Source organism: Bacillus arachidis (genome assembly GCF_030285945.1).
Classification (GTDB): domain Bacteria; phylum Bacillota; class Bacilli; order Bacillales; family Bacillaceae_G; genus Bacillus_A; species Bacillus_A arachidis.
Map to the genome: position 1 here is coordinate 4,219,799 of NZ_CP127376.1, position 17,412 is coordinate 4,237,210.

Annotated in this window: 21 protein-coding genes; 5 read left to right on the forward strand and 16 right to left on the reverse strand. The window is 35.6% G+C overall.

From position 1 onward, the window contains the following. Window positions 1-32: 32 nt before the first annotated feature. The 13 genes from QRY57_RS23325 to QRY57_RS23385 all read right to left on the reverse strand — a co-directional run bounded on the left by QRY57_RS23325 (window position 33) and on the right by QRY57_RS23385 (window position 10,594). A complete protein-coding gene (locus tag QRY57_RS23325) occupies window positions 33-905 on the reverse strand; it encodes an ABC transporter permease subunit (protein ID WP_090688052.1) in 873 nt (290 codons plus the stop codon). Continuing rightward, entirely contained in the window at window positions 877-1,842 is a 966-nt protein-coding gene (locus QRY57_RS23330; protein ID WP_286016226.1) for an ABC transporter ATP-binding protein, read from the reverse strand. Before QRY57_RS23330 ends, QRY57_RS23325 begins: the two co-directional genes overlap by 29 nt. A gap of 65 nt (window positions 1,843-1,907) precedes the next feature. Next, complete coding sequence (locus tag QRY57_RS23335; RefSeq protein ID WP_286016227.1) at window positions 1,908-3,083, reverse strand: anti-sigma factor family protein; 1,176 nt, start codon at window positions 3,081-3,083, stop codon at window positions 1,908-1,910. A 3-nt stretch (window positions 3,084-3,086) separates the two neighbouring features. Continuing rightward, window positions 3,087-3,632: an RNA polymerase sigma factor SigX gene (locus tag QRY57_RS23340; protein WP_286016228.1), complete on the reverse strand. Its 546-nt coding sequence runs from the start codon at window positions 3,630-3,632 to the stop codon at window positions 3,087-3,089. Window positions 3,633-4,002: 370 nt separating this feature from the next. Then, window positions 4,003-5,220, reverse strand: a complete 1,218-nt coding sequence (locus tag QRY57_RS23345) for a cation:proton antiporter (protein WP_090688062.1) — start codon at window positions 5,218-5,220, stop codon at window positions 4,003-4,005. A gap of 6 nt (window positions 5,221-5,226) precedes the next feature. Further along, entirely contained in the window at window positions 5,227-5,721 is a 495-nt protein-coding gene (locus QRY57_RS23350; protein ID WP_026593776.1) for a cation:proton antiporter regulatory subunit, read from the reverse strand. A 43-nt stretch (window positions 5,722-5,764) separates the two neighbouring features. Next, window positions 5,765-6,331, reverse strand: coding sequence for a tyrosine-type recombinase/integrase (locus tag QRY57_RS23355; protein WP_090688065.1), 567 nt, complete (start codon window positions 6,329-6,331; stop codon window positions 5,765-5,767). Between the two features lie 127 nt (window positions 6,332-6,458). Beyond that, complete coding sequence (locus tag QRY57_RS23360) at window positions 6,459-6,647, reverse strand: hypothetical protein (RefSeq protein ID WP_286016229.1); 189 nt, start codon at window positions 6,645-6,647, stop codon at window positions 6,459-6,461. Between the two features lie 286 nt (window positions 6,648-6,933). Beyond that, window positions 6,934-8,784: an FtsX-like permease family protein gene (locus QRY57_RS23365; RefSeq protein ID WP_286016230.1), complete on the reverse strand. Its 1,851-nt coding sequence runs from the start codon at window positions 8,782-8,784 to the stop codon at window positions 6,934-6,936. A 16-nt stretch (window positions 8,785-8,800) separates the two neighbouring features. Next, window positions 8,801-9,562: an ABC transporter ATP-binding protein gene (locus QRY57_RS23370; protein ID WP_286016231.1), complete on the reverse strand. Its 762-nt coding sequence runs from the start codon at window positions 9,560-9,562 to the stop codon at window positions 8,801-8,803. A gap of 143 nt (window positions 9,563-9,705) precedes the next feature. Then, window positions 9,706-10,068: a VOC family protein gene (locus QRY57_RS23375; protein ID WP_026593781.1), complete on the reverse strand. Its 363-nt coding sequence runs from the start codon at window positions 10,066-10,068 to the stop codon at window positions 9,706-9,708. 96 nt (window positions 10,069-10,164) lie between these two features. Continuing rightward, on the reverse strand, window positions 10,165-10,314 hold the full coding sequence (locus QRY57_RS23380; protein ID WP_003208774.1) for a hypothetical protein: 150 nt from the start codon (window positions 10,312-10,314) through the stop codon (window positions 10,165-10,167). Window positions 10,315-10,330: 16 nt separating this feature from the next. Further along, window positions 10,331-10,594 (reverse strand): YtzC family protein, encoded by a 264-nt coding sequence (locus QRY57_RS23385; protein WP_026593783.1) that lies wholly within the window; start codon window positions 10,592-10,594, stop codon window positions 10,331-10,333. 112 nt (window positions 10,595-10,706) lie between these two features. On the opposite strand from QRY57_RS23385, the gene mnmL reads away from it, so the two are divergent. The 5 genes from mnmL (at window position 10,707) to QRY57_RS23410 (ending at window position 14,616) form a co-directional block, all read left to right on the forward strand. After that, the gene (gene mnmL, locus QRY57_RS23390) at window positions 10,707-11,666 is read left to right on the forward strand and encodes a tRNA modification radical SAM protein MnmL/YtqA (RefSeq protein ID WP_286016232.1); all 960 of its coding nucleotides are present in this window, start codon (window positions 10,707-10,709) and stop codon (window positions 11,664-11,666) included. After that, complete coding sequence (gene mnmM, locus QRY57_RS23395) at window positions 11,663-12,235, forward strand: tRNA 5-(aminomethyl)-2-thiouridylate-methyltransferase MnmM (protein ID WP_286016233.1); 573 nt, start codon at window positions 11,663-11,665, stop codon at window positions 12,233-12,235. The genes mnmL and mnmM overlap by 4 nt, the downstream gene beginning before the upstream one ends. Before the next feature lie 95 nt (window positions 12,236-12,330). Further along, the gene (locus tag QRY57_RS23400) at window positions 12,331-13,218 is read left to right on the forward strand and encodes an ABC transporter ATP-binding protein (protein WP_286016234.1); all 888 of its coding nucleotides are present in this window, start codon (window positions 12,331-12,333) and stop codon (window positions 13,216-13,218) included. Continuing rightward, window positions 13,187-13,879, forward strand: coding sequence for an ABC transporter permease (locus QRY57_RS23405; RefSeq protein WP_286016235.1), 693 nt, complete (start codon window positions 13,187-13,189; stop codon window positions 13,877-13,879). Before QRY57_RS23400 ends, QRY57_RS23405 begins: the two co-directional genes overlap by 32 nt. Window positions 13,880-13,932: 53 nt before the next feature. After that, window positions 13,933-14,616 (forward strand): aspartate/glutamate racemase family protein, encoded by a 684-nt coding sequence (locus tag QRY57_RS23410; protein WP_286016236.1) that lies wholly within the window; start codon window positions 13,933-13,935, stop codon window positions 14,614-14,616. A 224-nt stretch (window positions 14,617-14,840) separates the two neighbouring features. On the opposite strand, the gene QRY57_RS23415 is transcribed toward QRY57_RS23410, so the two are convergent. From QRY57_RS23415 to QRY57_RS23425, 3 genes are all read right to left on the reverse strand, one after another. Continuing rightward, window positions 14,841-15,227, reverse strand: coding sequence for a GyrI-like domain-containing protein (locus QRY57_RS23415; protein WP_286016237.1), 387 nt, complete (start codon window positions 15,225-15,227; stop codon window positions 14,841-14,843). Between the two features lie 61 nt (window positions 15,228-15,288). Beyond that, complete coding sequence (locus tag QRY57_RS23420; RefSeq protein ID WP_349775683.1) at window positions 15,289-16,236, reverse strand: helix-turn-helix transcriptional regulator; 948 nt, start codon at window positions 16,234-16,236, stop codon at window positions 15,289-15,291. A gap of 107 nt (window positions 16,237-16,343) precedes the next feature. Beyond that, on the reverse strand, window positions 16,344-17,405 hold the full coding sequence (locus QRY57_RS23425; protein WP_026593791.1) for a tetraprenyl-beta-curcumene synthase family protein: 1,062 nt from the start codon (window positions 17,403-17,405) through the stop codon (window positions 16,344-16,346). Between the last annotated feature and the right edge of the window lie 7 nt (window positions 17,406-17,412).

The following is a 17,412-nucleotide window of genomic DNA, read 5'->3' on the forward strand; positions in this document are numbered from 1 at the left end:
AAATTGGGAGAATACACTGAAATTTCATCCCCTTATAAATCACGTGATTTAAATGTACGAATCGCTATAAAAATAGCTGCTAGCACATATAAAACAACATAAACAATCATCATATTACTCGGCGCTGAAACACTCCCGAACACTCCTTGTGAGGCTATTGATAAAGGATTGTCTCCTGAATCAAATAAATAGATTGTCATTTTACGATACATTGTATCAATTGGGAATAAAAGGCTTGCGATTATGCCCATGTTTACAAGTGCTGTTTTTTGTGCCAATGTACCGATTTGTTCAACAAATCCGCCAATAAATCCAGTTCCGTACAAAATAATTAACACAATGCCAGCATTTAATGTTGCCATACGCGTGCTTAGTAATATCGCGATGCTAATTAAAATAACGGGCTGGATCAAGAAGAGAGCCAATGCTTTTATAATCTGCGTCGCCGTGAAATCTAAATGAAACGCGCTCCCTCCCATTGTTTGATGAATAAGCACGATACTTATAAATAGAAAGGCTGCGTACGCAATCAGTAACAAGCATAAGCCGATCCATTTTCCCATTAAAAAGGAAAAGCGTGAGATTGGCCTCGTTAACCACGTATCAATTTGATGGCTTTCAATTTCATTGGCAATACTGCCAACACTACTTAAAATAGCTAACAACGCCGTAATAAACGAAGAAAAGTACAACCCCACTCCAAGAAGCTGTGTAGAAAAGAAACTCTTACCCATAAAGTCTTGAGCTGCCGAAATACCGCTAGATTCTCCTGGAAGAATTTCACTAACTGCATAATGAATGGCCACCCCATAAAATATTAAAAAGACAAATGTCATACATAACGTAATAGTAAAAATACGCTTTAACAGAATTTCTTTAAATGATAACTTGGCGATTGTCCACATGCCGCGTCCCCTCTTTCTTATTTACCCAGTACATAAACACATCTTCCAAATGCGGGTGAACCGGATTTAACTGATACACTGGAATATGTAGTGCCACAAATGCTTCTAACAATCTAGGAATGTCATCTTCTTGTTGTAGCGTAATAATCCAACGCTTACGATTTTGCTGTTCTTCTATCTTCCGTACATTTTTAACAAACGAAGGCAGTTGTTTAAAGAACAATTCGCTCTTTTCACCAAGTGTTACTTCAATTTCCGTTTGAATCATCATCAACGAGCGCCAATCTCCTTGGACAATTAACTCTCCCTTATTAATAATCGCCACGTGATCACATACATGTTCAATTTCATTTAATAGATGGCTGTTTAAAAATACTGTCTTCCCTTGGTCCCGAAGCTCTTCCATTAAATGACGCACTTCTTTCCGCCCGATTGGATCAAGCGCAGATGTTGGCTCATCTAAAAAAATCAATTCCGGATCAGAAAGCAGGGCACACGCAAGTCCGATACGTTGCTGCATTCCTTTTGAATAACCGCGAATTTTTTCTTTTTCCCTACCCTTTAAGCCAACTTTTTCAATAACCTCACTCATTTTTGCTTTCCGCTCACGAGAAGGAAGATCGCATAGTTTTGCATGTGTTTCAAGTAACTGCCATCCGGTCAGCCAATCAGGATAGCGAAACAGCTCAGGTAAATAGCCAATACGCCGTTTTGATTCTATTGTCCCAATCGGCTGTCCTAACATTTGCGCTGTTCCCGAATCCGCATGAATCAATCCAAGCATCGTTCGCACAAACGTACTTTTCCCTGCACCGTTAGGACCTATAAATCCGAATACAGTACCGCGCGGCACATCTAATGAAATGTTGTGGATACCGCCTTTTCCGTTATATTGTTTTGTTAAGTTCTTCGTTTGAATAATCCAGTCTTGTTTCATGTTTTACCCCCGCTCTATACAGGAACAGAGCCGCCCCATTTCGCGGAGCCGCTCTTGTTCAATCATTATTTTAATTCATTTGCAAGTTTAATAAGATCGTTTGCATTCAATTCTTTCTCTTGCTCTTTATGTTGCTCGACCATGTGCATTTTCCCATCTTTCTCCCAAATAAGTACACTTTCATATTCAGCACTATATAAGACGGCCTTTACTCCTTGAACCTTTGTCTCCGATACTTTTGCACCTTTTGCTACATAGGGAATTGGCAATGTATGTGTCCAATCTTGAATACCTGCAAGTTGTGTTTTCACATTCCCTGGAATAATCGGAAGCTCTAAAACTGTTTTTTGTAATTTCGTAACATTTACACCTTCTGGAACAGAAATTTTTGGTGCATCAATTACATTATAGGAAAAAGCGCCTGATGTTCGATTGCCCTCAACTTCTATTTGAGTACGTACTGATTCCGGAACTGTGATTGAAAACTGCTTACCATTCAAAGCACTTTCAAACTCAGTATTGCTTTGTAGTTGTTTCAATAATTTATTAGCTTTTTCTGTATCGAGCTCAAATTGCATAATAAATGACGAATTCACATCCACATTCGTTACCCGATATCCATTTGGCACTTTTGGAACTGCATACCCAGCTTCTCTTGCTTGCTGTTCCGACTGAAAATGAGCATCTTTTTTGCTTCCATTATCTTCGATTCCTATTTTACCAATTCCTTTAATGGACTTCTCTCCTTCTTCCATATTAGAGATCCATCCTTCAATTTCACGTAAGTCCGAATCGGTAAGTTGAACGAACTGCACATCCTTTACTCGAAAAATCGATAACAAGTTATTTGCTCCTGCCCGTACTTCTGGAACTGTTAAAGACACACATACAACTGCTGCCGCTGCTGCTGCAGTAATCCAACGTTTAGATGATTTCTTCATATTATGCCATCTTCCCTTCTTTTTACTTTCTTCACTGTTTGTTTCTTCCGTTTTATGATTTTGTATATTTTGTTCAAAGGTTTCCCAAGCTTGTTCAACATCGATATCAATCTCTTCACTAACGTTTGTGAATTCATCATCCAATACAACTTCTACCCATTGATTAAGCTTACTTACTTCTTCTAACGCCTTTTGACATGCTTTACAATGGTCAAGATGTTGAATATATTGCTTTCTTTCATCGCGGTTTAATTCTCCATCTAAATACGCCTGAATAAATCCAATATCTTGGCATTTCATTTGTCACTCCTCCTTCATCCCTCTATACATCTTCCGAAATTTCGCTTTCGCTCGTGCTAGCAATGTTCCAACCGAGGAAACTTCCATATGAGTAGCCTCCGCGATTTCTTTATATTGAAATCCCGAAAACTTCATTAATAAGAGGGTACGTTCACGCTCATCCATTTCTTTTAATGTACTTTGTACACGAGTAATTTCTTCTTTTTGAATACATTTCTCTTCCGATGACGGACTACTCATTGATTGTTTATAATTTGCTTCTTTTTCAATTCTTGCTTGATGCCTTTTTTCAGATCGCAAATAGTTATATGCTGCATAAATAGATGCTTTTGCCAGCCATGCCGATACACTTTCAATCTCTTTCCATTCTGTATGATATAATTGCAAAAATACTTCCTGCGCTAAATCTTCAGCAATCGCTTGCTCTCGCACAATTCGCATAATTTGTCTCACAACGTGAGCATAATATTGTTTAAATACATCTTGAAACTGTATATTAGAAACTGAATCTTGTTCATATATATTTAACAATGAAGCTTTCACCTCCACTCGTTTCTTCCTCCTTATTAGCCACTTTCACTATAAAGAAACCACAAATTTGCTATTTGTGACAAAAAATAAAAAATATTTTCTTGTAATGGTTCATTCTTATTATAACCGTGTATTGAAACCCATTTTAATTCCTTGTTCTCTAAGAAATTTTGTTCAGAAGCATAAATCTTATATATAAAAAAAGGAGCTGCCTCAAAAGACCGCTTTTAGTAGTCTTTTGAGGCAGCTCCTTTCTATATTGGAATCGATCTCTAAAACATACATTCTATCCCACATGATTTCCTGTTATAACTTGCATTCTGTTTTGTAATTACATCAATAGAACTATTTATGATTAATCTTTATATTTTAATTTCCCACTGTGGATTCATCCTATTTCTGATTTTGACCGCTCTTTAGAACTCCATTTAAATATTTTATCTAATACAGCATATATCCTATTGGATTCCTTCGCTAGTAAAGGTCCTATAGATGCCAATATCAAAACATATAAAGCTGAAAATGGTTTAATTGTAGCCATTAAGCCACCTGCCATTCCGATATTCGCTAAAATAATAGAAAATTCTCCTCTTGATACAATTGTTAATCCAATATTCACAGAAGCCTTATGGGATAACCCCGCTTTACGTCCAGCAATCATTCCAGCTACAAAGTTTCCGCAGATTGTTAATAGAACTGCTCCTAGTGTTAACCATACAGCCCCACCAAGTGAAAACGGATCTATACTTAAACCGAAACTGAAAAAGAAGATAGCTCCAAAGAAATCACGGAAAGGAACAACAAGATGTTCAATTCGATCACTATGTTCTGTTTCAGAAAAAACGAGTCCTAATAGAAGAGCTCCAATCGCTTCCGCAACATGAATCGTTTCTGAAATACCAGCTATAAAGAATAAAGCTGCAAATACTACGATAATAAATATTTCATTTGAACTAATATCTAATAACTTATTTAAAATAGGGGTAGCTTTTCTTGCCACTATAAAGAATAGCAGCATATATCCTAACGCGATACCTATAGAAGTAATTGCACCTAAAAATGATGCATGATCTCCGAGAACCAGTCCAGAAACTACTGATAGATATACAGCAAGAAAAATATCTTCAAACATAATAATCCCTAAGATTAGTTCTGTTTCATTGTTACCGGTTCTTCTTAAATCCACTATTACTTTTGCCACAATAGCACTAGAAGAAATTGTAATAATACCTGCTATAATTAATATTTCTAACAAAGGAAAACCAGCAAGATACCCATATAATAACCCTAAAGTAAAATTAATGAGGATATATATTGTTCCACCAGTAACAATAGAGCGACCGGATTTAATTAGTTTTTTCATGGAAAACTCTAAACCCAGGTAAAAAAGAAGGAAGAGGACACCGATTCTCCCAAGAAAAGAAATAACTTCTGCACTTTCTATAAATCTGAAATCGATAACACCAATTACAGGAGCATGAGGCCCCACTAACATTCCGAGGATGATAAGGAAGGGAATAATGGAAAATTTAAATCTCCCAGCAAGTATTGCACCAATTGCAACTAAAACTAAGGCTGTTCCAACTTCTAAAATCAAAGTATTCATCGACTATCAATCCCCCCCATTTGAAAGTAATTCCTTAATAAATCTTTTAATCTCTAGCCTTTCTCCAGATAGAACTAGCATATCACCTGCGTCAATTACAGAATCTGGTCCTGGATTAAATAACTTCTTCATATTCTTTTTCATGATTGCAATCACAGTTACATTGTATTTTTTTCTTATTCCGAGATCGCCAATTGTTTGACCGATTGCTGAAGCACTATTTTCAACTTTAAACCACTCAATTGCTAATCCCTCAAACACCATTTCAATTGTTTCTAAGGCTTGTGGTTTATATACCATCCCCCCTAATATGGCAGCGATTTGTCTTGCTTCCGAGTCACGAAGAGAGATACTTGAAATACTTTCATCATGACTAGAATCAAAATGGTACATTTCTCTGCGTCCATCATCATGAATAACAATCACCATTTTTTCGTTATTTTTAGTAATTACTTCAAATTTATAACCGATACCCGGAAGCTCACTTTCTCTAATATTCATTATATTTCCTCCTTGGTATGTTTAATTTGTAATACTGTTTGTTTTATAAATCTACATCAATTTTTGTTTTAAACTTTTCTTCTTTCGAGATCCCAAGATATTTTAACGTTTCAGATGGAGTAGCATGATGAAAATGTTTTTGAAGAAGTGCAATTGCTACCCCTCGTTTATATGCATGGTAACCAAATGTTTTTCGCATAGAGTTTGTTCCAATCTTTCCAGGAATGCCAATTTCTTCAGCTGCCCGATGAATAATACGATACGCTTGTTGACGCGTAATCGGATTTTTCGTTTTATTGGATTGAAATATATATTGCTCCTTCTCTACTTGAGAGGATTGAAAATAATCTAAAAGAGCATCTTTTACTTTTGAATTCAAATAAATATCTTGATTATATTTTTCATCTTTTCCAGGAAGCAAATAAAAATCTTTAATTGTTCCACCTTCATCTAAAACATCTTCAACTTTTATAATTAATAATTCAGTAATTTTAAGGCCTGTATTAATCCCTAAAACAAATAATAAATAATCACGTTTTGAGTGTTCCTCTAAATACTTCTTCATCGCTTGAATTTGCTTAATATCCTTTAATGCTTCTACACATTCCATACATGTATTCTCCTCATCATATGATACATACTCACTGTTCTCATTTCTCTTATTCTGTATCATTTTATCTTATCATATCTGAAGATTTCCATATATGTTGCCTGTTATCATTAAAGTTATTTATGCACTACACAACTGGAGCAATAGATTTTAATATCCCTAAAAACTCAGGATATTTATGGTTGGGGAATTTAACGTTATAAAAATAGGTTGAAATAACAAAAAACACAAGAGATAAAAAGGAAAATACTATAACATCTTTTGATTTCAGCATGGTACCAACTAGACGAAATAGCGATTCATTTTGTGTATTCAAAATTGTTTCCTCCTATCTTCTAAAGATGGGCTTCGTAATACGTTGTTTCATAATTTTTATCCCTTATTTATGTTTTACTAAACAATACTTGTTCATCTCTCCTTTCCGTATCTTTATGTTACTTAATTATAGTTTAAACCGTAATTAAGTAACATTGCAAGTGTTTTCTGTTTTTTCTTATTAATAGTTTTTTTGAAATTAGCTCCTTAATACTTATAAAAAACAGTCGCCTTAAACGTTTGAATCAAAAAATACCGAGCACCCTCTGCTCGGTATTTTCTAAATCTTAGTCTTCTTTCGGAAGAACTATTCCTTTATACAATTGAACTGTAATGAAGTAATAAATTGCGTAAATGACTACGAAAATAACAATTGGAAGCCAAATACGGAAATACGGATCAAGTAAAATAAATCCGAAAATGTTCATACCAACCAATACGTGAGCGATACCTACAATCGCTGGGAATAAGAACACTAAGAATAACTCTTTATAGATAGACTTCGTTAATAATTCACGGCGAACACCGATTTTACGAAGCATTTGATAACGCGTAATATCTTTTGATGCACCAGAAAGAATTTTAAACATTAAACAACTTGCCATCATTGCTAAGAAAGCAATTCCGAGGAAGAAGCCCATAAATACTGTTCCACTTGCCATACCGTGAAACCCAGTATACATCACATATTTAGTTTGTAAATTATCTGCCTTTATATTTTTATATTTATCTAGTTGCAACTGGTCAAGTTTTTTCCATTCTTTTGTATATGCTACAAAATCATCTGTTTTTCCAATACATACAATACCTTCTTTACCTTTTATACCATCGTACATTTTTTGATCGACAATTTTAATTGCTTGATCAGGGAATAAATAAAATGGCTGAAGCGTTCTAAAAGCTTCCTCCCATTCTTCTGGAAGTTTTTTTGTATTCGCATCTTTTTCGTTCATATTTCTTGAAATAGCACCTACGGGAAGCTCTTCAGAAACCTTCTTAAATTTATCAAAACTTTCTTTACCTACACCATCGCGTACCAATGGGCGATTTTTCTCTAAATCTTCTTTTAAGTAGTAAACATATTTATCATCTGTTTTGTAACGATATTCACTTTTTTCTTTAAATGGAATACCATCTAAAATTTTCTTTTCTTCTGCTGTTGGGTTATGAACCACTGAATCATATATTTCAACACCATCAACAGTCTTCATAACATTATTTTTAAAAGCCATACCGCCAGAAATTGCTCCTGCACCAAGTGCAATTAACATCGCAACTGTTGCAAGTACCTTTGTTAAACTATTAATACGGAAGTTTAATTGCGCAAATGTAAATGCGTTAAGACCCTTTTCACTACGCTTCTTATTGCTCTTTAGCTTTTTAATAATAAATGGTAGGGCAGATCCAAATAGCATGTAAGTGCCTGCTGTTGTTGTAATTAACGCAATAATAATTCCCATTTCTCTTAACTTCTCCATATAAACCATGGAAGCATAACCAATGCCTAATAAAACAATTGCTAAAAATGCTACTACACCCGTCAATTTTCCTTTCACCGCAACACGCTCTGTTTGTGCATCTGCATGAACAAGTTGTAAGACTGAAATACGTGATAGCTTAATACTGTTCATAATTGCAGATAACACAAATAGTGCAAAGAAGAAAATGCAAGTAACAGTCATTGATGGGACATAAAATGCTTGATAACCACCTGCAGTAAACTCAAGCTGCTTCATAAGTAGCTGCCCAATTCCTTGTGCAAGACCTACTCCTACTGTAATCCCAATTACTAGAGATGCTACTCCAATAATGATTGTTTCCATAAACATAAGTAGTGTAATCTTATACTTTTTTGCTCCTAGCATCATATACATACCGAACTCTTTTTGACGAAGTGATAGTAAGAAAGAGTTCGCGTATAAAATGTAGAAAAACGTGATAATTGCTAGTAAGAATGAACCAGCTTGGAATACAAATCCAATCGACCTAATAATAGAATTCGATTCAAGAAACGCCTTATTCAGTGCTAACGTTTGAAACATATAAAAAATTGAAATAGACATAACAAGACCAACAAGTAAGACGATATAGTCTTTCAGCTTACTTTTTAGTCCTGACATAGAAAGCTTAAATAACATGCCTGAACCTCCTTTCTTATACTTTTTGTGTACCTAAGTCTGCAAGTACATCTAAAATTTCTTTATAGAACGCTTCACGCGTACCACCGCGATGAATTTCTTTGTATAGCTCTCCATCTTGAATGAATAAAATACGCTGACAGTAACTTGCACTATATGGATCGTGAGTAACCATCATAATAGAAACGCCTTGTTCTTCGTTTAAATTTGTCATCGCATCTAGAAGACTTGTTGCGTTTTTAGAATCAAGTGCTCCTGTTGGTTCATCTCCTAAAATGATTGCTGGTTCATGCACAAGTGCACGCGCTGCTGCTGAGCGTTGTTTTTGTCCACCAGATACTTCAGACGGGTACTTTTGAAGTATTGCTGAAATCCCTAGCATTTCCGCTACCTTCTCTACTTTTGGTCCAATTTTACGTGATGGAACACCTTGAAGTGATAACGGTAAAGCGATGTTTTCATAGATTGATAAGTTCTCTAATAAATTAAAGTCTTGGAAAATAAATCCTAATTTTTGAGAACGGAAATCAGAAAGCTCACCTTGCTTCATTTTCGTAATATCTGTACCTGCAATTTCAACAACGCCGCCCGTTGCTTTATCTAATGTTGAAATTACATTTAGTAATGTTGTTTTCCCAGAACCAGATGGTCCCATAATTCCAACGAATTCCCCCTCTTGAATGGAGAATGATACGCCCTTTAATGCGTGTGATTGGCTCTCACCCTTTTTACCGTACACTTTTTGAACATTTTTTACGTCTACCACTGGTTTGTTCATATATATCCTCCTACGCTTGTTTTTCCATTTCCTAGTTTGCGCCTTTTGGAAGATATCTGCCATTGCTTAACATTACATTTACCTTACACTTTTGTAATATAAATAAAAAAGCTGAGTTTAGATAAACTCAGCTTTTCATGGCATTATCCCTTTAAAACAAACTCATTTCCTTCATTATCTTTAAAAATAGAGAACGTTCCCCACGCCATTTCATTCGGCTCTTGCGTAAACTCTACCCCGTTCTTCTTCATTGTTTCATACGTTTCTGTAATATTTTCTGTTACAAATACGATCGATGCTTTTAATTCATTTGCATTTGGCATCATTGATTTTGGATAAATAACTAAGTGAGAACGTGTTCCTTTTGGTCCTACTTCAATCCAGCTTGCATTTGGTCCCATTGGGTCATTACGGTATACTTCAAATCCAGCCTGTTCCGTCCAAAATTCAAGTGCCTTTTGTTGATCCTCTACGTAAACTGCTACTGTACCGATATGTGCAATCATCATTCATTCCTCCGTTACTATTCTTACTTGAAACTTAATTATAATGTAGATGCTCAGAATTACAAAAAATAAAACCAGGTCATACTGCGACCTGGCTTACTCTGATTGTTTCGATTTTTGCGGTTGTCCCTTTTTACGATTCCGCTGTTTTGCTTGTACTACTGGATCAAGTTCATTTGAAAATTCTGCGTTATGCCCATTTTGTGTTTTTTGCTCTGGATTGTTTTGATCTGAACGCTTTGCCACTTTCATTCACTCCTTATTAGTGCGGTGTAATAATCATTTGATGCTGCAATTGACGAACCGCCATACGTGCACGGTTTAACTGTTCACGCTGTTCATCATTTGCGTGTTGCTGCATTACTTGTAAATCGTTATAAGCCTGTTCCAATTTTAACTGCGCATCAGAATACTCCATTGTGTTGTAATGCTCTTGTCTACTTCCAATATCTAATTGTTCTTTTGCATATTCGATCGCTTGCTCTGCTTGCGTAATATATTCTTCAAGTGATTGACGCTCTGCCATTACATTTTTCCTCCTTGCCGTTAATTCCCCCTTAGTGTGTCCCTTCCATATTGACCTTATGAGTATGTTATAATGGATTTTGTTTCATTTTAGGTTTTAGGAGGGATATGTAATGAAGGCTCAAAACCCTTTTCCATATACAAATGACAATAAACGTTACCATACGTGGAATTATCACTTACGAAAAGAGTTCGGCGAAAAAATCTTTAAAGTTTCATTAGACGCTGGATTTGATTGTCCAAACCGTGATGGCACAGTTGCATACGGCGGATGCACATTTTGCAGCGCTGCCGGTTCTGGTGACTTTGCTGGTGATCGCCGCGATGATGTTATAACGCAGTATCATGAAATGAAAGAAAAAATGCATTCAAAATGGAAAGATGGAAAGTGTATCGCTTATTTCCAAGCATACACAAACACACACGCTCCATTAGAAGTGTTAAAAGAAAAATTCGAACCACTTTTAGCAGAAAAAGACGTTGTTGGTCTTTCCATTGCCACTCGCCCTGACTGCTTACCTGACGATGTTGTGGAATATTTAGCTGATTTAAATAAACGGACATATCTTTGGGTCGAACTTGGACTACAAACTGTTCACGAGCGCACAGCAAATCTTATTAACCGTGCCCATGACTATCCGTCATATGTGGAAGGTGTAAACAAGCTTCGTAAACACGGCATTAGAGTATGCTCTCATATTATTAACGGTCTCCCACTTGAAGACTACGACATGATGATGGAAACGGCGCGTGAAGTAGCCAAACTTGATGTGCAAGGAATTAAAATTCATTTGCTCCATTTATTAAAAGGAACACCAATGGTGAAGCAATATGAAAAAGGACAATTAGAATTTCTTTCTCTCGAGAATTATGTAAGTCTCGTTGTCGATCAACTTGAGATTATTCCAGCAAATATGATTGTGCATCGTATCACAGGTGACGGTCCACCTGACTTAATGATTGGTCCAATGTGGAGCTTAAACAAATGGGAAGTATTAAATTCCATAGATGCAGAATTTGTACGCCGCGGAAGCTGGCAAGGGAAATATGCAAACGAGGTGAAACAAGTATGAAATTAGAACGCGTCTTGCCGTTTGCACGCACTCTTTTGCAAACAGCTGTTAAAGAAGGCGATTATGCTGTAGATGCAACACTTGGAAACGGTCATGATACTTGCTTTCTAGCGGAGATCATTGGAGAGAGCGGGAGAGTATTTGGATTTGATATTCAACAGGAAGCAATTGAAAACTCGACTGCTCGTCTAAAAGAAAAAGGCCTAGAAGAACGAACTGTTCTTATTCATGACAGCCACGACACTTTGGTATCCGTATTACCAGAAGAAGCAAAAGGGAAAGTAACTGGAGCCATTTTTAACTTAGGTTACCTTCCTGGCGGTGACAAACATATCGTTACAAAACCAAATTCAACGATAGCTGCCATCGAACAATTATTAGACATCATGGCACCAGAAGGAATCATCGTTCTTGTCATTTATCACGGACATCCTGAAGGACAAATAGAACGTGATGCTGTACTGAAATTCGCTGAAGAACTGGATCAAACACAAGCCCACGTGCTTCGTTACGGATTCATTAACCAACAAAATAACCCACCATTTATCGTGGCGATTGAAAAGCGATAAGCCGTGCATATACTGCATGGCTTTTTTATTGTCCTATCGACAAACATTACCATATAATGGATGTGTAAACCTTACAAAGAAGGAAGGTAAATATTTTGTTGATAGAATTGAAAGGGCTAACAAAGAGATATGGAAAACAGCTAATCTTAGAAGACATTCACTTATCTATTCCAAAAGGACAAGCAGCTGCCATTATTGGTGGGAATGGTACTGGAAAAAGTACACTCCTCAAAATAGTTACTGGATTTATTACTCCTACAACTGGAACAATCAAGAAACAACCCGACATGAAAATCGGATATGTACCTGAACATTTTCCAGAGGATATTCGTTTTACACTGGAAGACTATTTGTATCACCTTGGTCGTATTCACGGGTTATCTCAAGAGCATTTACAAAATAAAATCCCACCCCTACTAGAGCTTTTTCATTTAGAGCACGTCAATCATTCCGTTGTAAAGAATTTTTCAAAAGGAATGAAGCACAAGGCTGGTATTATCCAAGCACTCCTTAGCAACGTAGATCTTTTAATTTTAGATGAGCCACTTTCAGGTCTTGATCTAAAATCACAACAAGAACTCGAGCAAATATTGCTTACATTAAAACAACAAGGTCTTACCGTTCTCTTCACCTGCCATGAGAAACAGCTATTAGAAAATTTTGCTGACCGAATTGTGACACTAGCTAATCGTACGATTGCAGAGGATAGACTTTTAACATCTGATGCAATCCCGAAAGAGCATATCTACATAGAAGCAACTGTACCGTATACATTTTCTATTACAAAGTTACAAAAACAATCTGGCTGCATACATGTCGCATCTAACCAGAGCCTCATTCAATTACAAATTGAAAAGGCTTATACAAATGACATACTTCACTATTTATTACATAACAATGCGTCCATTACATTGCTACAACCTAAATTCCAAAACCGAAAGAAGGATCTTTATGATTGCACTCATTCGCTACAATTTTCTTGATTATACAAAGTCGTACAAGTATGTTCCACCAATCGCGATGTACATCATAAGTTTGCTCTTTGTCTATGCCTATACGCCAAATCCAATTGTTACAACATATTTAGAAACCGCACTTACGCTCTACCTACTTTCAGCTTGGATCACCATCACACTGTTTCATACGGAAGACCCTGTTCAAGAACAAATTACTCTTTCTCATACCAAAAGCATACAGGCCTTATACCTTAGTAAATATGTAACAGTACTTCTCATTTGTAGTGTTCTATCCCTTATATCTGTTATATACCCAATTGCCTTTCATATGTTTAACGAAAAAATGACAGTATCATTATTTATAACTGGTTTCCTTGTCCACTTTTCTTTATCTATACTGGGTACTTCTATCACAACTTTATTTACACGAAATATCATACAAAAAGCAAGTACAGCTTGGCTTAGCCTTTCATTTGTATTACTGATTACAATCGCATCCATTCGTCTCAAAAAAGACATGCCAGAATTATTATGGTTCTTCCCTCCTATTAATCATTTTATGATGCTTGGTCAACATGAACATCATTTACCTGTCCGTGTGCTTTGGCTTACTGCATGGGCACTTGCATATTCAGTTGTATTAATAGGATTATTTCTTTCTCTTGTACGAAAAAGAAGGAACATGTAGATGAAAACAAGAATTTCTAAATTTAGATTATGAAATTAGGGAGAGATACAACAATGATCGGAATACTAGCAGGAATGGGACCAAAATCAACAGGGCCATTCGTTGATACAGTAGTTGAACAATGTCAAAAGATATACGGCGCAAAGTACGATATGGACTTCCCACATATGATGATTTATTCTTGTCCAACGCCTTTTTATATGGATAGGCCTATTAATCATAAGGATATGAAACAGGCTATTGTACATGGTGCACAAAAACTGGAAAGTACAGGTGTGGATTTTATCGCCATGCCATGTAATACAGCTCATCTGTATTTTAATCAATTACAAAATTCTATTTCAGTTCCCATTTTAAATATGGTTGATGAAACAATAAAAGAAATACCCGATCACGTAAAAAAAGTAGCTCTTTTAGCTACTGATGCGACTGTTCAATCTGGCATATATCAAGATGGAATTTCCAAACGCGGTATGGACTACATACATAAAGATACCTGGCAAAGAGATACCACTCAAATTATATCGAAAATAAAATTGGGGAACATAAGTGAAGCAAGCAAATTATGGCGTACACTTTGCACAGAATTAGGTGAATCCGTAGATGCCGTTATTATCGCTTGTACAGATTTGAATGTTATATGGGGTACAGAACTACATAACCTTTATTTTGTGGATTCATCTACTTGTCTGGCTAAAGCCGTTGTAAACAAATATGTATCCTATCAAAAAAGATAGAAGGAAGATTTCATGAAAACAAAAAATATTCCTTTTGAAATGAGCTATACAATGTTATGAAAAACTCCAACATACCCGAAGAATTTTTATTAATAAACTCCGCCTCGCTCATGGTTATCATTGGGAAACGGACTTCAAAAAGGCGAATGCGATTTTTTTGCGAATTCTTTCTGATATTGCAGCAAAACAACCGGTTCCTTGTATAGGAACCGGTTAATTATTTACTATTCAACCGATAGAAATATTTTTATACTTCCATCTTTAGAATAAAATTCAAAATCAGTTTTATATGCTCTTTTGATATCACTGTTCCAAATATCCACCCAAGCATTAAAGACACCTTTGGGATCGTTATGATCTACTTCTACAACCTGATAGTTACCAGTGGGAATGATGACATTACTTTCCTCAACAAGTTTCTCTTCCGTGCCAATATGTAAATCATAATCACCTGTAAAATCACTTTCATAGTTCGTATAAACACCATATACATCACCTTTTAAATCTAAACGAAGAAATTCTTCCCATAGATTAAGTATGGCATCTGTATTTTGATTATTTGTTCTTACTTTTTTTCCATAAATATGTTTTTCAGTAATCGCTGTATTCATAGATAATTCCCCCCACTAGTTAATATGGAAAGTATAGCATTCATAATATGACAACAGTCTGTCAGCTTTTATAAATATATTCAATTTCACCTCTATATTTATTTTTAAGCCATAAAGGTTCTAGTATCTTTACATGCCTCCCAAACATCAAGAGAAATGGCAATATATTTTTATTGCTATCATATTGAAAAGTTACTTTTAACTCTCCATCTTCAAGAAACTCTATTTCATCATCAGTAAAGAAGTCGTATAATTTTCCAAGTTCACTTTTTGAGAATAATAATACAATCCTCTCTACTTTAGCTGCCTTATTCGTTACATATTCATTTTTCTCAGTATAGGCCGCTTTAGTATTGTCATGTATAATTTCCATACTTCTTATTCTAGTCAATTTAAATAATCTCAAAGCTTTTCTAGACTCACAAAAAGCTTCTAAATACCAACTACCGTTCATAAAATTTAGTTTTAAAGGCTGAATCATTCGACTAGATATATTTGCTGTTTGTGACACATAAGAAATATGGACTTTATTTCCTTCATCAATTATAGACAGTATTTTTTTGACCTTTCGTTTTGTCTCTTCTTCTATCGTTTCTCTATGTAATGTAGATGATGATATTGTGATATTGGAATGATATTCCTCTTTATTTTCTTTCAATAACTCTAATTTTTTTTGTAGCATTGATAATTGATTGTTATCAAATAGTTCATTTTTTAAGGTCAAGCCTTCTAGTAAAAATTTCTTTTCCTCTTCACTAAATGTAAATTTATCTAGTTGATAGTTATCAATTAACGTAAAACCACCATTCTTTCCTAAATAAGAAATAATAGGAATACCAATTGCCGATAAAGCATCTATATCTCGATAAATCGTTCTTTTGCTGACTTCAAATGTATTAGCCAACTCTTCAGCAGGAACGATATCTTTTTTCAACAAATAAATAAGTATCGAAAACATCCTCTCTGTTTTCATAGCATGCTTGACCTCCTTGAGGGATATGTAAAAAATTAGAAAATCGAACTTTTCATTTTATAGAATATGTTTTTCATAAGTAAATCACAACTTTTAAATATATATAGTAAAGAAGACCACTCCTAAAAAGAGTGGTCTTTTCATCACTGCGCCATTTTCTTTCGGTACATCTTCCCGTTCCAATAGAAGAATCGTGAAGTGAACCCCCCGTATTTCACAATGCGCCTTGCCATTTGCTGCATATTCTTTTGCTCTGATACCTTTTGGTCAGATAAATACATTCCAAGAAGACCGCGACTAATAAGACGATGAAACTTCGCATGTGGTAAGTCACCGATATTTCTTTCCGCTTCTTCCACAAAATGCTTCATTCGCTCTAATATCACTTGTTCATTTTCATAATAACTACAGAAATTTAAGTCTCCACCGATACGATCTTCTTCTTGATCGATGAAATAATCAAGTAAAATATGAAGACCTTGTACATAAGGGAAATAACCTTGCTTAATCTTTGCAATATCCTCATCAAGTAATTCATCATGAAACGCATACGCAACAAGACAAAAGATTCCAAGAGTAGATCCTGCACATGCGGAAAATTCAAACCAGCTCATCGGTGGTACATTTTCCTTATGAGCTTCAAACCATGTTCGCAAGCGCGGTTCTCTCTCTTCTAGTTTCACATGCTTATGAATTTGTAAATCACAATAGTAACAAGCAAGCTCGTGAAGTATTGGCGCTATCCTGTCATAGTGTTTTGTTTTTAGCAAAACATCTTGGCATGTTGCAACAAGCTCATCTAAATAACCACCATCATCTTGATCATCACGATAACGATAGTAATTACTTCCTTCACTCTCTGGTGTTAATGCAGCCAGCATTGATTCATGAAGTGCAGCAAAATCATTTGGATCAAGCGATGTACTACGATCACATAAGTTATCTAAGTAATCACTAATTGTCTGATACGCTACAATAAAACGAATACAGTCCTCCCGGTGTTCATTTGCAAGCAGTGCTAAAATACCACCGCCTTCACAATGAAACGTTTTATGTTCAATACTTGCAATAGCCTGATTATGAAGCTCATCATTCGGAATATGGTAGGCACGCTCTTTCCACATCGCTAGCTCATGGTGTACAACCGGAAACACATCACGGTATACTTTCGCCATGAGCGTTATGGGATTACTCGGTACGTTCACTTCTTCC